Raw genomic sequence first — 19,745 nt, 5'->3', positions numbered from 1 at the left:
CATTGGCGGCATGCGCGCCAACACCGCCATCGCCCGGCCAGACGTCGCCATCGTCACCAACATCGCGCCCGCCCATCTGCAATACCACCGCGACGTCGATGAAATCGCCCGGCGCAAGGCCCGCATTTTTGAAGGCATGCGGCCGGGCGCCGTGGCCGTGCTTTACATGGACATGCCGCAGTTCGCTCTGCTCGAACGGGCGGCGCGCCAGGCCGGCCTGCGCGTGGTCAGCTATGGCCGCGCGACCAGCGCAGACGTGCGCCTGACGGAATACGCGGGCCAGCAGCGCATGGTCAGCCTTTCCCTGCGCGGACGCCCCATCGGTTTCCGCATGAGCGCGCCGGGCGAACACATGGCGCTCAACGCCGCCGGATGCGTCGCGGTGCTCGACGCCCTCGGCCTGCCGGCGGAGCACGCGGCGCCGTTTTTCGCCACCTTCGCCCCGGTGGCGGGCCGCGGCGTGATCCGGGACCTGACCGTGGACGGGCGCGTCATCCGCCTCGTCGACGAGTCCTACAACGCCAATCCCGCCTCCATGGCCGCAGCCATCGCCATGACCCGTGACCTGCAGCCGCCGGCGCCGGGCGGACGGCGCCTGTTCGTTCTTGGCGACATGCGCGAGCTGGGGCCGGACAGCCGCCGCCTGCACGCCGATCTCGCCGGGGCGGTGCTCGACGGACGCCCCGACCTGGTCATTCTCTGCGGCGAAGAAATGACCAGCCTGCGGGATGCGCTCGCCGGCAGGACGCAGACCCTGTGGGCGGCGGACGTGACGGAGCTGGCGCCGCTCGTCCGGGCGGAGCTGCGTTCCGGCGATCTCGTTCTGGTCAAGAGCTCGGCCGGAACGCGGCTGGACAGGCTGGCGGCGGCTCTCGTCGCCGCATCGGCGCGGGGCGCTTCCGCCGGCGACGCCGGTTGTCACGACGTTTCCCGCGATTACTGACGGATTGCGCCAGGCAGTGCGTATGGTTCGCCGTGTCGCGCCGGTTCTCCCGGCCGCATGGTTCATCCGCCGGTTCCAGACGCTGCTGGCCTGAACAGGCGGTCGCCAGACGGCCAGCGAGGCCTGACGGACCCGGCGCAACCGGCGGTCGCCGCCTGTCCGGTTGCGCCTGCGGGTGGTTGCGGCGGTCCGGAGAGCCGTTCGCGCGCCAGCGCACGCAGCATCGGATGCACCGAGAACCGGCCGGCGCGAATGCGTTGTTCCAGCGCACGCAGATAGGCTGTCGGACGTTGCACGCGTTCGCGTTTTTGCAGCACGGCGGCGATGACGGCCGCTGCCTGTCCCTGCCCTGCGTGCTTCTGGAATGAACGCCACTGGTCGGGACTGACGCCGAGAGCGGCGCGCGCTACCGTGGCCGCGGCGCACAGCTCGTTCCAGCTGCGGATGGACGGGGTTGGCGCGTAGTCGAGAATGTCCGGACAGGCGCTGAGCACGTCATTGAGCGAGAGCGGCGTTTCAGAAGGGACGGCAGGAGCGGCGTTTTCTTCTGCAGAATTCTGTTGAAGGGGATTCTGTATGTGGCGCTCACATTGGGATTCATCGCCGCCTGGATTTGCGATTTTCAGATGTTTTTCCAGATGGTTGGCGATGTCCGCATGCAGGCGTTCGAGGGCCTCGGCGCGTTCGGCGAGCGCCTGCGTTCCGGCGGAGCGCGGCGGAGCGGCGCACAGGGCTTCATAACGCGCGCGGAACGCCCGCCACGCGTCGCCGTCGCACAGGTCCTCGCCGGTCTGCAGCAGTTTGGCGGCGTGGCGGCGGGCCAGCGTGACGCGCTCGCGCAGCATCTGGCGCTGGCGGCGCTGCTCCGCCACCTGCTCGGCCAGCGTGGCGAACTCGCCGGCGCGGGCGACCAGCGGCGTCAGGTCGAAGCCGTAGGCGGCGACGATGTCTCCGCCGGCGCCCTTGCGGGCGTAGCGCTTGCCGTTGGGACTGTCGCGGCGGATGATGAAGCCCAGCTCGACCAGCGTGGCCAGATGCCGCCGCAGCGTGGCCGGCGCCATGCCGTGGGCGCGCGTGGACAGCTGGACGTTGGAGGGAAACACCACCAGCCCGTCCGCCGGCGACAGCAGCGTTTCGGGATGAAACGACAGAAGCGCGTTCAGCACCACCAGAGCCCGGTCCGAGGGCCCCAGCAGCTCGCGCGCCTCACAGATGTGGCGGAACACCTGCCACTTGTTGACCGCAGCTTCCGGCGCGGCCGCGCGCGCCGTGATCTGGTGCGTCGCCATGGCGAGCGACATCGTTCGCCGCCCAAAGGGCGTCGTCAGCACTTGCTCTCTCATCGATCCCTGCCTTTCGGGCGCAGGAAACCGACCGCCAAAATGACGTCACGCTCTTGACTGCGATTTTCGGAAGTGCGATTCTCGGGTTTACCAGACCAATGAGAAAGGCTTCCGGGACGTCGTTTCGGGGGCCTTTTTCTTTTCGCCGCTTCACTCCTGTCTGTGGCGCCGAAGCGCCGGCCATCTGTCATCCACTCCACGCCCTCCAGGTTGCTCCCTGAAAGGCCTTGCGCCTGCTGCGCGGAGCGCCTGCGCCGGCTTCTCCGGCCAGCGCGCCGCCCGTCAGCCGCGCCACATGCGCTGTTCCGGCACGTCCGCCGGAACAGCCCGCTCCGCCACGCGGGCGGCGGAGGAAACCTTGATCGCCGCCGGTTGTCCCGGCGGCCGTAACGGCTGTCCGCCGCGCCAGCCAGGGGCCTGACGCCCCCTGCCCCGGCGCCCTTCCCTCCGGCGCGCGCCAGCGGGGCGTCATGGCCGCGGCCGGCTAGCCTTCGCCTTTTTCAGCGGCGAAGGCCCGGGCCAGCTCCGGCAGGCGCGCCCGCAGGAACGCGCCGAAGGCTTCGTCCACGAGGTGCAGGCGTCCGCCGCCCCGCCCGGTCTCCAGCCGGGCCAGCACGGTCCCGCCTGCGCCGGTGATGTCCACCACGCCGGATTCCCCGGCAGGCGCGCCGGCGCTCCCGGCGGCGAACCGCTCAAGCCGCTCCAGCGCCATGGCGAAGCGCCGGTCGCTGGGGGCGTTCAGAAACGCCGGTTCGCGCGCAAGGGCGTTGAAACACGCCAGCGCCCCTTCCGTCCCGAGGGCGGCGGCCAGCCGGCTCCACCGCGGCCGTCCGGCGCGTGGCGCCGGACCAATGGCCTGGACCACCTCCACCGGCAGCGCATGGGCGAGCGAGAGCAGGCGCGACAGGTCCGCCTTGTCGACTCCCAGCGCCGCCATGAGCGTGGCCCGCTCGAACTGTTCCTCCAGCCGGCGGGCGAACATGGCTTTCTCGATGTAGCTGAGATCGCGCCGCTCGAGATTTTCCCGCGCCTGGGCGATCACCAGCTCGGCGTCGGTGAGGGGGCGGACGATGGCCTTCACCTTCCGGCCAAGCTGGCGCACCGCCCTCAGGCGCCGGTGTCCGTAGGCCACCTGGTAGCGGCCGGTGTCGCCGACGGGGCGCACCAGGATCGGCACCTGCTGGCCCTGCTCGGCGATGGAGCGCACCAGGCTCTCCATGGTCGGGTCGGCGCCGGCCTCGTCTTCGCCGAGACGGTCGCGGACAAAGGAACTGTCGATCTGCTCCGGATCCAGCTCGATGACGCGGTCGCCGGCGGCGATCATCGCCTCCAGATTGCGGGCGCGCTCGGCGTCAGCCGACAGCCGCTCCAGGGACAGCCCCATGGCGCGAAGCGCGCCGGACGCCACCGGCGAGCCGAGGGTCGGGGCCCGCGCCGCGGCACCCGAAAGCCCGCCAGGCGGCGCCGGATTGGGCGCCGCCTTCATCAGGTCTGCAAGGGTGCTCTTCCGGGCCATCAGGACGCTCTCCCCCAACTGGCGCGGATCAGCCCCTCGATCTCGCCGTTGACGAGATCAAAGGACTCAAGCGCGCGTTCATAGGTCTGCCGGTGAAGCTGATCCCGCGGGATCTCGTAGATCGTCTGCTTGCGCAGGCCCGCCTCGGTCACCGCCGTGGTCTTGAGCGCGGTCTGGGTGAGCACCAGATCGCCGAACAGGCTGCGCAGGAAACCCACCACCTGCGCCTGCGGCCCGTCATTGGGCTCGTAACGGGTGATGCAGTAGCGCAGGAAGTCATATTCAAGGTTGCCGCCAGCCTTGCGCACCACGCCCAGCAGCCCGGCGGTCATCTGCAGGAACTGGGACATGGAGGCCACGTCCAGCATCTGCGGATGCACGGTGATGATGATGCCGGTGGCGGCGCACAGCGCGCCGAGCGTCAGGAAGCCGAGTTGCGGCGGGCAGTCGATCACCACCACGTCGTAGTCCGCGTCCACGGTGGACAGCGCCTGGGCGACGCGCGCGAAGAACAGCCCGTCCCCGCTCTCGCCGCGGGCCAGCATCAGCGGCGTCTCGTGCTCGTACTCGTGCAGCTCGAGATTAGCGGGCACAAGATCGAGACCGTCGAAGTAGGTGGCCCGGATGATCTCGCGCAGCGGGCGGCGCTGGCCGTCATAGCGGATGGCGCCGTAAAGCGTCTCGTTCGGTTTGATGTCGAACTCGGGCTGGTAGCCGAACAGGGCCGAAAGACTGGCCTGCGGGTCGAGGTCGACGGCGAGGACGCGGTAACCGCGCATGGCGAGATACTGCGCCAGGTGGGCGCTGGCCGTGGTCTTGCCCGAGCCGCCCTTGAAATTGGTGATGGCGATGACCTGCAGGTGCTCGTCGCCGGTGCGGCCGGGAAGGTAAGCCGGCTTGTGCTGGCTGAGCAGCCGGCGGATCTGGTTGATCTGTTTCAGGCTGTACAGCCGGCGCCCGCCCGGGCCGCGCTCGGCCTCCGGCCCCTCGCCGGCGCGGGCGAGCTGGCGAAGATAGGCGTCGGTGACGCCGATCAGCCGCGCCGCCTCGGGCGAGCTGAACAGGCGCAGCTGCTTTTCCGACTGCGGGGAGAACAGGCGGGAACGCAGGATGTGGAGCTGGTCCGACAGGACGCGCGCGTGCTCATCGATCAGCACGTCAATTGACTTGCTGATGTTTCGCTGTTGCGCGGAATTTTCCATCGTGTCGCTCATCTACGCCAAAACCCCGTGTCGGGCGAATTTTGCGTAGGGTGATTGGATTCGGGCGCAGCGTCAATAACCAAGGGGTTAACGAAAGATTAACGGCTGCAGTGGTTTGGCGCCAACGGTTCAAATCATGCGTGGAGAAATGCGCGCCGGCGGGGCTGCGGCCATCGCAATCTCACGCGCGGCGTGCGGCTTGCGGCGGCGGAGGCGGCCGGCGGTTCCGTGCCGCGCGCCGCGGGCCGGGCGAGGCGCCGCGTCGCCTGGCGCAATTCATGATCGCCCACTCTCCCCGTAACATAATAAGGAGGGAGTCGCCGTGGAGACCGCGCCGCACGCGGGCGCGGCGGCTCCCTCCTGCGGGCGGCGCAGTTGCGCGGCGCAACGGAAGCCATGTAACACGGAATGGCGCGGACCGGCGTCGCCGGCGCCGGATCGCGCGGCCGCAACGCACAACACCCAGGGAGCAGAGATGTCCATTCTTCTTGTCGAGAAGGCTGACGGCGTCGCCACCATCACCATGAACCGCCCCGAGGCGATGAACGCGCTGTCGCGCGCCCTGCGCGCCGGGCTTGCGGCGGCGATCCGCCAGGTCAACGCTGACCCCGAGGTGCGCGTGGTGATTCTCACCGGCGCGGGGCAGCGCGCCTTCACCGCCGGCCTGGACCTTAAAGAGCTTGGCAGCGACGCGTCGGCGCTCGGCGCCGCCAACGCCACCGAGGTCGACATCAATCCGGTGAAGGCGATCGAAAGCTGTGAGAAGCCGGTGATCGGCGCCATCAACGGCGTGGCCATCACCGGCGGCTTTGAGCTGGCGCTGGCCTGCGACGTGCTCATCGCTTCGGAGAACGCGCGCTTCGCCGACACCCATGGCCGCGTCGGCATCATGCCGGGCTGGGGCCTGTCCCAGAAGCTGTCGCGGGTGATCGGCGTTTACCGCGCCAAGGAGCTGTCGCTGTCCGGCAACTTCCTCGACGCGCAGACGGCGGAGCGCTGGGGCCTGGTCAACCGCGTGGTCCCTGCGGACGAGCTGATGACGACAGCGCGCAGGCTGGCGCTGGACATGGCCTCCATGGACCCGGTGATGCAGCGCGGTCTGAAAAAGCTGATCGACGACGGCTATGCGCTGCCCTTTGGGGAGGCGATGGCGCTGGAGGCGCGGGTGTCGAAGGCCCATAACACGGCTGTGAGGCCGGACGACGTGGAGAAGCGTCGCAGCGCGGTTCTCGAGCGCGGCCGGACGCAGAAATAGGCCAGGCCCGGTCGCGCGCCGCGCCGCTGCGCGCGGTCGCGGTCAGTCTGCGACGGACGCCCGGGTTTCGCCCGGGCGTCCTGCTTTGGGGCGTGAGCGGCGGCGCCGGACCGGGCGGTTGGGAGCTCCCAACCGGGTCAGATGAGCAGGTCGGAGAAGGTCTGGTCGTTGGTGATGTCGTGATATTGCAGCCCGGCCAGCTCGAAGCTGCGGAACAGCGCCTCGAAATTGCTGGCATGGGTGGTCTCGATGCCCAGCAGCACCGAGCCGAAATCCCGCGCCGACTTTTTCAGATATTCAAACCGGGTGATGTCGTCGTCGGGGCCGAGCAGGTTCAGGAAGGCGCGCAGCGCCCCGGGCCGCTGCGGCAGCCGCAGCACGAAATATTTCTTGCGCCCTTCATGGCGAAGCGCCCGCTCCTTCACCTCCGGCAGGCGCTCAAAGTCGAAGTTGCCGCCGGAGACGATGAGCAGGACATTGCGGCCGTAAATGACGTCCCGCAAGTCCGGCAGCGCCGCGACCGACAGGGCTCCCGCAGGCTCCAGCACAATGCCTTCCAGATTGAGCATCTCCAGCATGGTCTGGCAGATGCGGCCCTCCGGCACGACCTGAACGGCGGCGGCCGGCTGGTCGCGCAGAATGCTGAACGGCAGCGCCCCCGGCTCCGCCACCGCCGCGCCCTCTGCAAAACTGTCGATCGTCTCCAGCCGCACCCGCCGGCCTGCCTCCAGGCTGGCGCGCAGGCTCGCCGCTCCGGCCGCCTCGGCGAACAGCAGCTGCGGCGCCGTGGGCGCGCCCCGCCAGTAGCGCGTAAGCCCTGCGGCCAGTCCGCCGCCGCCCACCGGCGCCACGGCGATGTCGAAACGCGCGCCGGCGAGCTGCCGGTCAATCTCCAGCGCGATGGTCGCCTGGCCTTCGATAATGTCGGCGTCGTCAAAGGGCGGTGCCATCACCGCGCCGCTCTCCGCCGCCCACGCCTGCGCCGCGGCGTAGCACTCGTCGAACCGGTCGCCGGTGAGCGTGATTTCGACGGAGGCGCCGCCGAACATGCGGGTCTTTTCAATCTTCTGCGCCGGCGTGGTCACCGGCATGAACACGCGGCCGCTCACGCCGAAATGGCGGCAGGCGTAGGCGAAACCCTGCGCGTGGTTGCCCGCCGAGGCGGCGCAGAAACGGGGCGGCTCGCCGGCGCCTGCGAGCCGTTTGCGAAGAAAGTTAAAGGCGCCCCGGATCTTGTAGGAGCGCACCGGCGACAGGTCCTCCCGCTTCAGCCAGATGCGCGCGCCGAACCGGCGCGACAGGTGGCCGTTCAGTTGCAGTGGCGTCGGAGGAAACAGCTGGCGCAGCGCCGCGGCCGCGGCGGTCACTCCCTCATGAAATGCGTCCCGTAGCTGCTCCATTTCCGTCTCCCGGTCTGCGGTCGCGGCGTCACCCTTCAGCCTGACGCTGGCGGCATGCGCTTTCGTGCCGGCGGCAGGGCCAGCTGGCGTGAGTGATATTCCGCCGCCATCGCGTCTCCTGTCCAGCGCCAGGCCCCTTGCACGCGCGCATGCGACGGTGTAATGAATCGTCAATAAGATAAGTTATGTTATCCATCGCCAGGCGGAAACCCGGGGAAACGTCATCTGAACGCCATCAGCTCAGGGGAGGGCGCCATGCCTCATCCAGTGTCCCGTCGCGCCTTCATGACAGCTGCGGCCGCAGCCCTCGCAGCGCCCGCCGTCGTCCGGGCGCAGGGGGAGGGGCCGCTGCGCATCGGCGTGCTCGCCGACATGAACGGTCCCTACGCCAACCTGTCCGGCGTCAGCGCTGTCACGGCAGTCCGGCTGGCCGCGGAAGACTTCGGCAAGGAGCGGCCGGACATTCCGGTGGAGGTGGTTCAGGGCGATTTCCAGCTCAAGCCCGACATCGGCCTCGCCGTGGCGCGAAACTGGTTCGACAATGGCGAAGTGCACGCCATCGCAGACCTGCCGATGTCGGCGCTGGCGCTGGGGGTAAGCCAGCTGGCGCGGGAGAAGAACCGCGTCGCCCTGTTCAGCGGAACCGCAACCGAAGACCTCACCGGCAGGTATTGCGGACCCAATCACGTACACTGGACCTATGACAGCCACGCCATGGCCGCCACCGTGGCCAACGCCATCATGGACCGGGGACTGGACAGCTGGTTTTTCATCGCCGCCGACTACGCCATGGGCGCCTCGGTCGTGCGCGACGCCAGCGCCATCATCGGCAGACGGGGCGGCAAGGTGCTGGGCGTGGCGCGCCATCCCTTCCCCGGCCCGGGCGATTTTTCAAGCTATCTGCTGCAGGCACAGCAGAGCGGCGCGCGCGTGGTCTGTTTCGCCAACGCCGGCGAAGACCTCGTGAACTGCGTCAAGCAGGCCAACGAATTCGGCCTCGCCGCCGGCGGAATCACGCTCACCGCCATGCTCATGGACGTGCCCCAGGTCCATTCCATGGGGCTGAAAGAAGCCCGGGGCATGTTCTGCTCCACTGCCTTCTACTGGGACCGCGACGGGGCGACGCGGGCGTTCACCGCCCGCCTTTTGCCGGCTACCAAAGGACTGCGTCCCTCGCAGAACGTCGCGGGCGCCTATTCGGCGGCCCTGCATTATCTGCGCGCCGCCGCGGCGGCGGGCGTTCCGCAGGCGCGGCGCGACGGCGCCGCCGTCGTGGCGAAGATGAAGGAGCTGGAGGTGTCCGACCCCTTGTTCGGGCCGGCGCGCGTGGCGCCCAACGGCCGGCTCATGAACCGCATGTACCTCTGCCAGGTGCGCAGGCCGGAAGAGCAGCGTTACGACTGGGATTACGTGACCATCGCCGGCGTGACGCCGCCCGAACAGGCGTTCCGCCCCATGGCGGAGGGCGCCTGCCGGCTTCCGGCCTGATCCCTGCTCGCCCGGAAGCCCGCGCGCCCGGGCCTTCCGTCCGGCTACCCCCCTTTGCCGGCGGCCGCCGGCGCCATGGCGCGCCTGCGCGGACGCGGCCATGACGCGCATCTCCCCGACCGTCAGATTCCGGAGGCTCTGATGACGCAAGGCCCCACCCGCCAGCCGCGCCGGCTGGCGCCTTCCCGGCGCGTCCTGCTCGCGGCGGCGCTCGCCGCCATGGGAGCGACGCTCGCCGGCGCCGCGGAGAAAAAAACCTTCCCTGGCGTGACCGGCGCCGAGATCCGCATCGGCCAGACCATGGCCTACAGCGGCCCGGCCTCGGCCTATGGCCAGCTGGGCAAGGCCCAGGCCGCCTATTTCCGGTATCTCAATGACCGCGGCGGCATTAACGGCCGCAAGATCCGTTTCATCTCCCTTGATGACGGCTACAGCGCGCCCAGGGCGCTGGAGGGCGTGCGCCGCCTGATGGAGGGCGAAGACGTGGCCCTCATCTTCGGCTCGTTGGGAACTGCCAACAATCTTGCGGTACGTGGATACCTCAACAGCAGGAAAGCGCCGCAGCTGTTCGTCGCCGGCGGCTCCCAGGCGTTCAATGATCCGGTCCACTATCCGTGGACCATGGCCTGGCAGCCGGCGCTGCACCGTGAGGGCGAGTTCTTCGGCAGGCAGGTGGCCGCGCGCACGCCCGGGGCGCGTATCGGCGTGCTCTACCAGAACGATGACTTCGGCAGGGAGCTGCTGGCCGGCCTTCGCAAGGGCCTGGGCGAGCGCGCCGCCGGCATCGTCAGCGCCCAGAGCTTCCAGGCCGCCGATCCCACCATCGACTCGCAGATCGTCAACCTGAAGGAGGCGGGGGCGGACGCGGTGTTCCTGTTCGCCTATTCGCGCCAGGCGGCCCAGGCGATCCGCAAGATTCATGAAATGGGCTGGAAGCCGCAGATCTACCTCACCCTCGGCTCGGCCTATATCGGCTCCACCTTCCGGCCGGCGGGCATCGAGGCTTCGAAGGGCGTGATCACCGCCGGCTTCATAAAGGAGGCGACGGATCCGGCGTGGAAGGACGACGCGGCGGTGAAGGAGTGGCGCGCCTGGTTCGACAGGTACCTGCCCGGCGCCGACCCGTCCGACACCCTCAACATCGTCGGCTACGCCTATGCCCAGACCCTGGAGCAGGTGCTGCGCCAGGCCGGCGACGACCTCTCGCGCGAAAATATCATGCGCCAGGCGACCAGCCTCAGGAACGTGCGCATTCCGGTGCTGCTGCCGGGGAGCCTGATCAACACCTCTCCGGACGACTACACGGTGGTTTCGCACATGCGCCTGCAGCGCTTCAACGGCGAGAGCTGGGACCCCGTGGAGTAAACGTGGCCGCCGCCAGCCGGGCAGGGGGCGCAAAACGCCCTCTTCCGTCCGTCTTGCGCCGTCGCGTCCGCCGCGCGCCGGGGGCCTGCGGAGCGCCGCCGCTCAGGCGGACTTCCTGCAGGTTGTCGCGCCGTCCGGGCGGGCGAGCAGCTCCATGGCCTGCTTGAAGAAGCGGCGGCGGCCGCCGCCCTCAAAAAGCTGCAGCTGGGCGATGTTCACCGACATCAGGATGCGCGAGCGCAGCTCCGCCTCCGTTTCGTCAAAGCCAAGATCCCGGAACGCCTCCGAGAGAAAGGCCAGCACCTGCGCCTCGGCCTCGCGCACGGTGGCGGCGGCGCGCTGGTCCATGGTCGCCCAGATGCGCATGGCGCGGTCCAGCTCGAAGGTGCCTTCCGCCACGCTCAGCCGCGCCAGCTCACGCACGCGGTTCAGCGGATCAGGGTCGTCAAAGGCGGTCCGCTCCAGCACGCCGCGCACGCTGTCCATGCTGAAGGCGGCGGCGAGCGCTCCGAGATAATCCTCGAAGTCGCTGAAATGGTGATAGAAACTGCCGGTCGAGACGCCGAGGCGCCGGGTCAGCGCCGCCAGCTTGACGGCGGAAATGCCTTCCTTGCGCAGGATTTCCTGCCCGGCCTCGATCCAGTCCTTCCGGGACAGCCGTCCGTCGGCGCGCGTGCGCCGGGCGCCGCGCCCCTTGCGGGCGGACGTCGCCGTGGCGTCGCCGGATGCCTTGAGCGGATGGGCTTCTGTCATGATGCCGTGTTCCCTGCTAGTGCGCGGCGGCGTCATACCACCCATGCGCCAGATTGGCGACGCAGACCTTCGGTCACGATTGACAATAACATAACTTATCTTATCGTAATCCCGTACCTGACGTCACGGCGCCGGCATGAGGCGCGGGGACGCAGACAGACGTACGGCCGCCCCGCCGGGGCGGCAGGGAGGACCAGACAATGAACCGCCCCCTTGTCGTCGGCGTCGGCGGGACCACCCGCCAGAACTCGTCGTCCGAACAGGCCCTGCGCGTCGCGCTTTCCCATGCGGAAGCGAACGGCGCCGAAACGCTGGCCTTCTGCGGAGCGGATCTCATCTTTCCAATGTATGGCGCCGGCGAGGCCGGCCGCAGCCCGCAGGCGACCCGCTTCATTGAGGCCATTCGCCGCGCTGACGGCGTCATCATCGCCTCGCCGGGCTATCACGGCTCCGTTTCCGGCCTTCTGAAAAACGCCCTCGATTACCTCGAGGACCTGCGCGACGATCCCGCGCCGTATCTGGATGGCCGCGCCGTCGGCTGCATCGTCAGCGCCTGGGGGCCCCAGGCGCTTGGCGCCACGCTGTCCGCCCTGCGCGCCATCATTCACGCCCTGCGCGGCTGGCCCACGCCCATGGCGGCGGCGTTCAGCGCCGTCACGCCGGCGTTCGACGCCGCCGGCCGCTGCGCCGACGAGGCGCTGGACCGCCAGCTCGCCATCGTCGCCTCCCAGGTGGTGGAGTTCGCTGAAATGCGCGCCCTGCGCCGCAACGCCGCGGCGCCGTCGGCGCTGCGCCTCGCCTGCGCCTGAGCGGCGCCGGACCGGGCCGCCGGAGTGGGCCCGCGCTCCGGCCGCCGCCGTCCGCCCGTGCGGGCGGCCATTACGTGCCAATGGTTGCGGAGCGCCCGCAGAGGCGCCGGAGATCAAGGGAGAGACGTCATGGAAGAGGGCGCGCTCGCGCTGGCGGTCAATCCTGAAGACGCGGCGGATCCTGGCCGGGGGCGGCGGCCGGCGCCGCCGGGACCGTCTGGCGGCGCGGCGGCGGCGCTGGGCCTTTCGCAGGCCCTGCAGCGCTGCGTGCGCCAGCAGGCGCAGGCCGTCGCCGTGGTGGACGGCGACACGCGCCTCACCTGGGCGCAGTTCGCCGGCCGCGCGATGCGTCTGGCCGGGGCGCTGCGCGATCTCGGCATGGAGGACGGCGACCGCGTCTGTATGCTGGCCGACAACGGTCACCGCTATCTTGAATTCTGTTTCGGCGTTCCCTGGGGCGGGGGCGTGTTCACGCCGCTCAACTTCCGCCTCGCCCTGCCGGAGCTGGAGCGCATCGTCCGCCATGCCGGCGCGCGCATTCTCATCGTTGACGACGCATGGGCGGAGCTGGGCGCCGCCCTCGCCGCGGCGGCCGGCGTGTCCGTGGTCATCCACGCGGGGGAGGGGGCGGCGCCCGCAGGCATGGCCAGTTACGAGCGGCTGCTGGCGGAGGCGGCGCCGGCGGAGGACCGCGGCCGCCGTGGCGACGACGTGGCGGCGCTGTTCTACACCAGCGGCAGCACCGGCGCGCCCAAGGGCGTGATGCACACCCACGCCAACATCATGTGCAGCGCCTGGTCGTCCGGGCTGGCGGTGAAGCTGGACGAAACCAGCGTGGCGCTGGTTTCGGGGCCGCTGTTCCATGTGGGCGCGGCCGGCCTGTGTTTGCCGGTGATGATCTGCGGCGGGCGCGTCGTGCTGCTGCCCAGGTTCGAGCCGGGGGCGGTGGCCCGCGCCATCGGCGCCCATGGCGTCACCATCACCTCCATGGTCCCCACCATGCTGCGCATGCTGCTGGACGATCCGGCCAGCCGCAGCTGCGACCTCACCAGCCTGCGCATGCTGCTTTACGGCGCCGCGCCCATGCCGGAGACGCTGCTCAACGAGGCGCTGGCGCTGATGCCCCAGGCGCAGTTCGTGCACTGTTACGGCATGACCGAGGCCACCGCCTCCTGCACGGCGCTGCCGCCGCGCTACGTCACCACCCACCGCCATGAAGGGCGCGCGCGCTCCTGCGGCCGGGCGCTGGTCGGGCTGGACGTGGCGGTGTTTGATCCGGAAGGCAGGCCGTTGCCGCCCGGCGAGCCGGGCGAGATCGTGGTGCGCGGCCCCACCGTGATGAAGGGCTACTGGCGGGAGCCGGAGCTGACGGAGCGCGCGGTCCGCGACGGCTGGCTGCACACCGGCGACCTTGGCTACATGGACGACGAAGGCTTCGTCTACGTCATCGACCGCCTCAAGGACATGATCATCACCGGCGGCGAGAACGTTTACTCGTCGGAGGTGGAGGACGTCATCTGCCAGCTGCCCGGCGTGGCCCAGTGCGCCGTCATCGGCCGGCCGCACGAACGCTGGGGCGAACAGGTGCACGCGGTCATTTCGGTGCGCCCCGGTTTCGATCTCACCGGGGAAGCGGTCATCGCCCACTGCCGCGCCCGCATCGCCGCCTACAAGTGTCCCCGCTCGGTTGACCTGCGCAGCGAGCCGCTGCCGCTCAGCGGCGCCAACAAGGTCAACAAGCCGTTGCTGCGCCAGCAGCTGCGCGAGGCCCTGGAGCGCGCCGGGCAGGAGAGCGCCGCGCCCGGCCGGGCGTGAGCCGCCGCGCCCGGGCCCCGGCGCCCGGGACGGCGCACGGTTGAGGTCACAAGGCCGCCGCCCGCAGCAGGCCGGCGACCTGCGCGACCCGCACAGGGGGGAGCGCCGCGCCAGCGCGGCGCCGAAGGAAACGCAACGTCACGGAGAGCTGTCATGGCCCTGAAAACGCCCGAGCAATACTACGAATCCCTGCGCGACGGCCGCGTCGTGTTCTGGGACGGCGAGCGGATCGCCGACATCACGAAAAACGACCGCTTCCGCGTGCCGCTGGCGCTGATCGCCCATGACTATGAGTATGACGATCCGGAGCTGGGCCAGCTGCGCCGCTACGTCGCCGAGGACGGGGTGGAGGCCCACCGCATCTTCCAGGTTCCCCGCACCGAAGAAGACCTGCAGACCCGCGTGAACATGCTGATGCACACTTCCATCGGCACCGCGGTGTCGGGCGTGTTCATGGCGCTGCTGCAGTGCGTGGACGACGTGCGCGCCGTCAATCCGCTGTATGCGGAGAACATCGAGCGCATCTACAGATACTGTCGCGACAACGACCTGCGCGGCGCCGAGGTGATCACCGACCCCAAGGGCGACCGCAAGCGCCGCGCCCACGAGCAGGACGACCCCGACCTTTACGTGCGCATCGTCGACCGCAACAGGGACGGCATCGTCGTGCGCGGCGCCAAGCTGCACATCACCGCCGCCTCCTGCATCCACGAACTGGTGGTGATGCCCACCAAGGGCATGCGCCAGGACGAGACCGATTACGCGGTGTCGTTCTCCATTCCGGTCAACGCCCCGGGGGTGAAGCTCATCAACCGCTCCTTCGCCCCGGCCGAGCTCAACGCCTTCGACTATCCGGCCTCGGCCCATCACTCCATGCCGGAGAGCATGGTGATCTTCGACGACGTGTTCGTGCCGTGGGACCGCGTGTTCCTTGCCGGCGAGGTGCAGCTGGCCAGCAAGCTGGCCCAGTCGCTGGGCCTGTGGGAGCGCACCGGCGGCGTCATCGAGGCGGTGCGCATGTCGGAGCTGTTCGTCGGGCTCGCCCAGCTGGTCACCGAAATGCAGGGCAAGGAGAACGATCCCATCGCCCAGAGCTCCATCGCCGAGCTGATCACCTACGCCGAAATGCTGCGGATGGCGCTGGACTATTCGCTGCGCCACTACCAGACGACGCCGTCCGGCATGGTGCATCCGAACGTGCTCGGCATTAACGCCGCCAAATACTATTACGCCGCCAACTACCACCAGACGGTGAAATATCTGCACGACCTCGGCGGCGGCCTCGTGCTCACCCTCCCGCTGGAGGCGGAGCTGCGCAATCCGGAGTCAGGCAAGTATATCCGCAAGTACCTGCACACCCGGAAGAACGTGGACGTGGAGACGCGCATGCGGGTCTACAACATGATCCGCGACCTCACCGCCGACGCCTACGGCGGCTGGCAGTTCGTGGTGGCCCTGCAGGCGGGCGGCGGCCTGCCGGCCCAGCGCCTGATGATGAACCGCCTCTATCCCATGGACCAGGCGCGCGAGCGCGCCCTGGCTGCGGCCGGCGCCATTCCGCGCCCTGGCGGCGCGGCCAGGCAGGCGGCCGAGTAAGCCGCTTCGGCCCCGGGCCGGCGCGGGCGGGCGGCCGCCGCTCCGTCCGGGCGTCCCGCCGGGCTCCGGACCCTCCCCCGGCTCCCGGCTCTCCGGCGCGCAGGCGCCGGCGCCGGCGTCCTCCGGGACGCCGGATTTCCAGCTTTCCGCCTCCGCCGCCGCCTCCGTCTCTCCGGCGCCGCGCCGCCCGCAGCAGGCCGCCCCCCGGGCCGGGCGCGAAACCGCAGGCGGGCGCGGCCGCACGCCCGAACGCAGCCCAAGGAGCAGCCGATGAACGCGATTCTTCCTTCCGCAGCCGCCGCGGCGCCAGCCGACATCGAGGCCTTCCGCCAGCACGTGCGCGCCTGGCTGCGCGCCAACCTCCCGGAAGATCTGGTGCGTCGCAACCGCACCGCGGTGCATCCCACCCGCGACGACATGCTGGCGATCTCGGCCATTCTCGCCCGCAACGGCTGGTCTGTCCCCGGCTGGCCGGTGGAGGAGGGCGGCACGGGCTGGACGCCCATGCAGCGCTATGTGTTCGAGGCGGAGCTGGTGGCCGCCGGCGCGCCCACCAACAACATCCAGGGCGTGTCGCTGGTCGGGCCGGTGATCGCGAAATTCGGGACGCCGGAGCAGAAACGCCGCTTCCTGCCGGACATCCGCGAGGGGCGCGTCTACTGGGCGCAGGGCTTCTCGGAGCCCGGCGCCGGCTCCGACCTCGCCTCGCTGCGCACCCGCGCCGTGCGCGAGGGCGACGTCTATGTCGTCAATGGCCAGAAGATCTGGAACTCCCATTCGCATTTCTCCGACTGGATCTTCTGCCTGACGCGCACCGATCCGGAGGCGAAGCCGCAGAAAGGCATCTCCTTCCTGCTCATCGACCTGCGCTCGCCCGGCGTCACCGTGCGGCCCATCCGCTCCATCGACGGCGGCGAGAGCCTGTGCGAGGTGTTCTTCGACAATGTGCGCGTGCCCGTCGACAATCTCGTCGGCGAGGAGAACCGGGGGTGGGACTACGCCAAATGGCTGCTCGGCGCCGAGCGCGTGGCCACCGCCAACGTGCCGCGCAACAAGCGCAACCTCGAACTGCTGAAGGAGATGGCGCGCGCCGAGCGGCGCTGGGGCAGGCCGCTGGCCGAAAACGCCGACCTGCGCCGGCGCATCGCCGAAGTGGAGATCGACCTCATCGCCCTTGAGGAGGCGGTGATGCAGGCTCTGGGCGAGGACATCGACGATCCCGCCCTGCCGTCGGTGCTGAAGCTGGAGGGCACGCGCATCCAGCAGGAGATCCTGCGCCTGATGGTGGAGACCCTCGGCTCATACGGCGCCGCCTTCTGCCCGGAGCCGAAGGACCGCGACGGCGCCTATCTGCCCGGCCTGCCGCACGCCCATGACGCCGTCGCCGACTTCCTGTTCATGCGCGCCGCCACCATCTACGGCGGCTCCAGCGAGGTGCAGCGCAACATCCTGGCGCGGCTGCTGCTGCGCGGCGAGGTCGCCAGCCGCGCGCCGGCCGGCGAGGAGCGGCGCATGCTGGCGGAGAGCGCCGCTGCTTTCGCCCGCCGCCACGACGGCTTTGGCAACCTGAAAAAACGCCCGCCCACGCGCGGGAACCTGCGCCAGACCCTCGCCGCCTTCGCGGACATGGGCTGGACCGGCCTCGGCGTGCCGGAGGCGGCGGGCGGCTACGGCGGCTCGGCGGCGGATATCGCCGTGGTGGCCGCCGAGCTGGGCCGGGGCCTCGTGCACGAGCCGTTCATCGGCTGCGTCGTCGCTCCGGCGGCGCTGCTGGCGGCGGCCGGCGCCCATGAGCTGGCGGCCTCCCTCGTTTCCGGCGAGACGGTGTTCGCCGTGGCCCATGACGAGCCGGAGGCGCGCGGCAAGACCGAATGGGTGACGACGCGGGCGCGCCGTGATGGCGACGGCTGGCGGCTGGACGGCTTCAAGTGCATGGTCACCGGCGCCGTCGCCGCCGACGCCTTCCTCGTCTCCGCCCGCACCGCCGGCGCTGACGGTGACCGCGCGGGGCTCAGCCTGTTCCGCGTTCCCGCAGGCGCCCCTGGCCTGACGGTGAAGGCCTATCGCACCATCGACAACCAGCAGGTCGCCGATCTCGTGCTGGAGGGCGTGCGCCCCGGCGCCGGCGCCCTGGTGGGCGCGGAGGGCGGCACCTTCGCCGCGCTGGACGCCATGATGACCCGCGTCATCATGGTTGCGTGCGCGGACGCCGTCGGCGCCATGGAGCAGGCGCTGTGGACCACGCGCGACTATCTGCGCGCGCGACGGCAGTTCGGCCAGGCGCTGGCGGACTTCCAGGCCCTGCAGCACCGTCTCGCCGACATGTATGTGGAGCTGGAGCTGGCCCGCGCCAGCCTTGCGCACGGGCTTGCGGCGCTGGAGCTGGACGATGCGGAGCGCCGGCGCGCCCTTGTCTCCGCCAGCAAGGCGCGCATCGGCCGCGCCGCCTTCTGGGTCGGCGCCCAGGGCATCCAGCTGCACGGCGGCATGGGCATGACCGAGGAGTGCGTCATCGGCCACTATTTCCGCCGCCTCAAGGTGTTCGACACCCTCTACGGCGACTCGCACCATCACGCCTGCGTCTGGATGGAGATGAACGATCTGCGCAGGGCCGCCGCCTGACCGCGGCGCGCAGGCCCCGGCGCCGCCGGGACCTGTCCTTGCGGCGCCGGGGCGGCCGGTGATCTGGAGCCGCGCCTGCCAGCGCGGCGAAACCCGCGCCTGCAACGCCGCGCCGTGACGGCGGACGGGCGGCGCCGCCGCTTATGGACGCCGCCGGCGCCGTGAGGCGACGGCGCGCCCCTGGCGGCTGCGCCCTGCGCAGGCGCGCGACGTTTCGCGCTGGATTCGCCCGCGCCCAAGGTTCCTGTCCGGCGAGTCTTGCTCTATGACGCATCAGGGAGCGGCGCCGGCGAAAGGCGCGCGCCGGACGCCGGCTGCGGCGCCGGGGCCTGCGAACACAACGGCGTTCCCGTGGCGGAAAGCTGCCGCCGCTTTCCGGAAAAACGCGCTGTCCCTGAGGAAACGTACAATGTCGCACTACACCGAAGAACAGAACCTGTTCCGCCAGTCTTACCGGAAGTTCCTTGAGACCGAGATCGCTCCCCACATGGAGCGCTGGCGTCAGAACGGCATTGTCGACCGCTGGGCCTTCACCAAGGCGGGCGAGCAGGGCTTCCTGATGATCTGGCCGGACGAGAAATACGGCGGCATGGGCGACAGGGACTTCCGCTACGAGCAGATCATCATCGAGGAGACCGTGCGCGCCGGCGTCGGCGAGTGGTTCAACACCCTGCACAGCCGCCTCGTCGGCACCTATTTCGAGCGCTTCGGCACCGAGGAGCAGAAGGAGCGCTTCCTGCCCAAATGCGTGAAGGGCGAGACCATCCTCGCCATCGCCATGACCGAGCCGGGCGCCGGCTCTGACCTCGCCGGCATGCGCACCACCGCCGTCGACGCCGGCGACCACTACCTGCTCAACGGCTCCAAGACCTTCATCTCCAACGGCATCAACGCCGACGTGGTGATCGTCGCCGCCAAGCTGGGCTCGGCCACGGAGCGTCACTCCATGGTGCTGCTCATCGTCGAGCGCGGCATGGAGGGCTTCGAGCGCGGCCGCAACCTGAAGAAGATGGGCATGCCGGCCCAGGACACCGCCGAGCTGTTCTTCAACGACGTGAAGGTGCCGAAGGCCAACGTGCTGGGCACGCCCGGCCGTGGCTTCTACCACCTGATGGAGGGTCTCGCCGAGGAGCGCCTGATCGCCGCCGTCGGCAACGCCGCCAACGCCCGCCGCGCCTTCGACATCACCCGCGCCTACTGCCTGGAGCGCAAGCTGTTCGGCAAGACGCTCGCCGAGCAGCAGAACACCCAGTTCCGCATGGCCGAGATGGACGCGGAGATCGACCTCGTCCAGGTCTATGTGAACCACTGCGTCCAGGCGCTGAACGCCGGAACCCTCACCGCCAACATGGCGGCCAAGGCCAAGATGCTGGCCAGCGAGGTGGAGTGGAAGATGCTCGACCTCGGCGTGCAGCTGCATGGCGGCCACGGCTACATGGACGAGTTCCCCATCAGCCGCATGTTCACCGACGCGCGCATCAACCGCATCCTCGCCGGCAGCTCCGAGGTGATGCGCCTGATCATCGGCCGCGAGGTCTTCTCGGACCGCTATCGCAGCATGTTTGACTGAGCCGGGCGGGGCAGGGGACGCGCCGGCCACGGCGCGTCGCAGCCGCCCGCTGGAAGATATGCGCCGCC

At 69.9% G+C, this 19,745-nt stretch carries 14 protein-coding genes (1 of these 14 only partly in view); 9 read left to right on the top strand and 5 right to left on the bottom strand.

Translation table 11 applies throughout. From position 1 onward, the window contains the following. Positions 1-943, top strand: the 3' portion of a protein-coding gene (locus tag ACFFJB_RS00660) for a UDP-N-acetylmuramoyl-tripeptide--D-alanyl-D-alanine ligase (RefSeq protein ID WP_376828694.1). It extends 599 nt beyond the left edge of the window; the window shows 943 of its 1,542 coding nt (coding positions 600-1,542); its start codon lies off the left edge, out of view; it ends in the stop codon at positions 941-943. Between the two features lie 62 nt (positions 944-1,005). On the opposite strand, the gene repC is transcribed toward ACFFJB_RS00660, so the two are convergent. From repC to repA, 3 genes are all read right to left on the bottom strand, one after another. Beyond that, positions 1,006-2,286: a plasmid replication protein RepC gene (repC, locus tag ACFFJB_RS00655; RefSeq protein WP_376828692.1), complete on the bottom strand. Its 1,281-nt coding sequence runs from the start codon at positions 2,284-2,286 to the stop codon at positions 1,006-1,008. A gap of 484 nt (positions 2,287-2,770) precedes the next feature. Next, entirely contained in the window at positions 2,771-3,802 is a 1,032-nt protein-coding gene (gene repB / locus ACFFJB_RS00650) for a plasmid partitioning protein RepB (protein WP_376828690.1), read from the bottom strand. Beyond that, positions 3,802-5,016 (bottom strand): plasmid partitioning protein RepA, encoded by a 1,215-nt coding sequence (gene repA, locus ACFFJB_RS00645; RefSeq protein WP_376828688.1) that lies wholly within the window; start codon positions 5,014-5,016, stop codon positions 3,802-3,804. Before repA ends, repB begins: the two co-directional genes overlap by 1 nt. Positions 5,017-5,479: 463 nt before the next feature. Here repA and ACFFJB_RS00640 point away from each other — a divergent pair, with 463 nt between their 5' ends. Next, a complete protein-coding gene (locus tag ACFFJB_RS00640; RefSeq protein ID WP_376828686.1) occupies positions 5,480-6,259 on the top strand; it encodes an enoyl-CoA hydratase in 780 nt (259 codons plus the stop codon). A gap of 137 nt (positions 6,260-6,396) precedes the next feature. Here the strand turns inward: ACFFJB_RS00640 and ilvA are convergent, their stop codons facing one another. Beyond that, positions 6,397-7,659, bottom strand: a complete 1,263-nt coding sequence (gene ilvA / locus ACFFJB_RS00635) for a threonine ammonia-lyase IlvA (RefSeq protein WP_376828684.1) — start codon at positions 7,657-7,659, stop codon at positions 6,397-6,399. Between the two features lie 255 nt (positions 7,660-7,914). Here ilvA and ACFFJB_RS00630 point away from each other — a divergent pair, with 255 nt between their 5' ends. Next, a complete protein-coding gene (locus tag ACFFJB_RS00630) occupies positions 7,915-9,147 on the top strand; it encodes an ABC transporter substrate-binding protein (RefSeq protein ID WP_376828682.1) in 1,233 nt (410 codons plus the stop codon). Between the two features lie 141 nt (positions 9,148-9,288). Further along, complete coding sequence (locus ACFFJB_RS00625; protein WP_376828680.1) at positions 9,289-10,512, top strand: ABC transporter substrate-binding protein; 1,224 nt, start codon at positions 9,289-9,291, stop codon at positions 10,510-10,512. 102 nt (positions 10,513-10,614) lie between these two features. On the opposite strand, the gene ACFFJB_RS00620 is transcribed toward ACFFJB_RS00625, so the two are convergent. Continuing rightward, a complete protein-coding gene (locus tag ACFFJB_RS00620; protein ID WP_376828678.1) occupies positions 10,615-11,265 on the bottom strand; it encodes a TetR/AcrR family transcriptional regulator in 651 nt (216 codons plus the stop codon). Positions 11,266-11,465: 200 nt separating this feature from the next. Between ACFFJB_RS00620 and ACFFJB_RS00615 the strand changes: the two genes are divergently transcribed. The 5 genes from ACFFJB_RS00615 (at position 11,466) to ACFFJB_RS00595 (ending at position 19,677) form a co-directional block, all read left to right on the top strand. Further along, complete coding sequence (locus ACFFJB_RS00615; RefSeq protein WP_376828676.1) at positions 11,466-12,074, top strand: NADPH-dependent FMN reductase; 609 nt, start codon at positions 11,466-11,468, stop codon at positions 12,072-12,074. Between the two features lie 129 nt (positions 12,075-12,203). After that, positions 12,204-13,889 carry an acyl-CoA synthetase gene (locus tag ACFFJB_RS00610; protein ID WP_376828675.1) on the top strand — a complete coding sequence of 562 codons (1,686 nt, stop codon included), beginning with the start codon at positions 12,204-12,206 and terminating at the stop codon, positions 13,887-13,889. A gap of 153 nt (positions 13,890-14,042) precedes the next feature. Then, positions 14,043-15,485 (top strand): 4-hydroxyphenylacetate 3-hydroxylase N-terminal domain-containing protein, encoded by a 1,443-nt coding sequence (locus ACFFJB_RS00605; protein ID WP_376828673.1) that lies wholly within the window; start codon positions 14,043-14,045, stop codon positions 15,483-15,485. Between the two features lie 270 nt (positions 15,486-15,755). Continuing rightward, entirely contained in the window at positions 15,756-18,107 is a 2,352-nt protein-coding gene (locus tag ACFFJB_RS00600) for an acyl-CoA dehydrogenase family protein (protein ID WP_376828671.1), read from the top strand. A gap of 409 nt (positions 18,108-18,516) precedes the next feature. Beyond that, positions 18,517-19,677: an acyl-CoA dehydrogenase family protein gene (locus ACFFJB_RS00595; RefSeq protein WP_376828669.1), complete on the top strand. Its 1,161-nt coding sequence runs from the start codon at positions 18,517-18,519 to the stop codon at positions 19,675-19,677. Positions 19,678-19,745 lie beyond the last annotated feature (68 nt).

The sequence above is a fragment of the Camelimonas abortus genome (assembly GCF_042432745.1).
Taxonomy (GTDB): Bacteria; Pseudomonadota; Alphaproteobacteria; order Rhizobiales; family Beijerinckiaceae; genus Camelimonas; species Camelimonas abortus.
Note: the sequence above shows the minus strand (reverse complement) of the source record. Positions and strands in the feature narration are given on the sequence as shown.

Excerpts from the sequence above, each read along its gene's own strand:
- repC (WP_376828692.1), bottom strand. The coding sequence starts at position 2,286 with ATGAGAGAGCAAGTGCTGACGACGCCCTTTGGGCGGCGAACGATGTCG.
- repB (WP_376828690.1), bottom strand. The coding sequence starts at position 3,802 with ATGGCCCGGAAGAGCACCCTTGCAGACCTGATGAAGGCGGCGCCCAAT.
- repA (WP_376828688.1), bottom strand. The coding sequence starts at position 5,016 with ATGAGCGACACGATGGAAAATTCCGCGCAACAGCGAAACATCAGCAAG.
- ACFFJB_RS00640 (WP_376828686.1), top strand. The coding sequence starts at position 5,480 with ATGTCCATTCTTCTTGTCGAGAAGGCTGACGGCGTCGCCACCATCACC.
- ilvA (WP_376828684.1), bottom strand. The coding sequence starts at position 7,659 with ATGGAGCAGCTACGGGACGCATTTCATGAGGGAGTGACCGCCGCGGCC.
- ACFFJB_RS00630 (WP_376828682.1), top strand. The coding sequence starts at position 7,915 with ATGCCTCATCCAGTGTCCCGTCGCGCCTTCATGACAGCTGCGGCCGCA.
- ACFFJB_RS00625 (WP_376828680.1), top strand. The coding sequence starts at position 9,289 with ATGACGCAAGGCCCCACCCGCCAGCCGCGCCGGCTGGCGCCTTCCCGG.
- ACFFJB_RS00620 (WP_376828678.1), bottom strand. The coding sequence starts at position 11,265 with ATGACAGAAGCCCATCCGCTCAAGGCATCCGGCGACGCCACGGCGACG.
- ACFFJB_RS00615 (WP_376828676.1), top strand. The coding sequence starts at position 11,466 with ATGAACCGCCCCCTTGTCGTCGGCGTCGGCGGGACCACCCGCCAGAAC.
- ACFFJB_RS00610 (WP_376828675.1), top strand. The coding sequence starts at position 12,204 with ATGGAAGAGGGCGCGCTCGCGCTGGCGGTCAATCCTGAAGACGCGGCG.
- ACFFJB_RS00605 (WP_376828673.1), top strand. The coding sequence starts at position 14,043 with ATGGCCCTGAAAACGCCCGAGCAATACTACGAATCCCTGCGCGACGGC.
- ACFFJB_RS00600 (WP_376828671.1), top strand. The coding sequence starts at position 15,756 with ATGAACGCGATTCTTCCTTCCGCAGCCGCCGCGGCGCCAGCCGACATC.
- ACFFJB_RS00595 (WP_376828669.1), top strand. The coding sequence starts at position 18,517 with ATGTCGCACTACACCGAAGAACAGAACCTGTTCCGCCAGTCTTACCGG.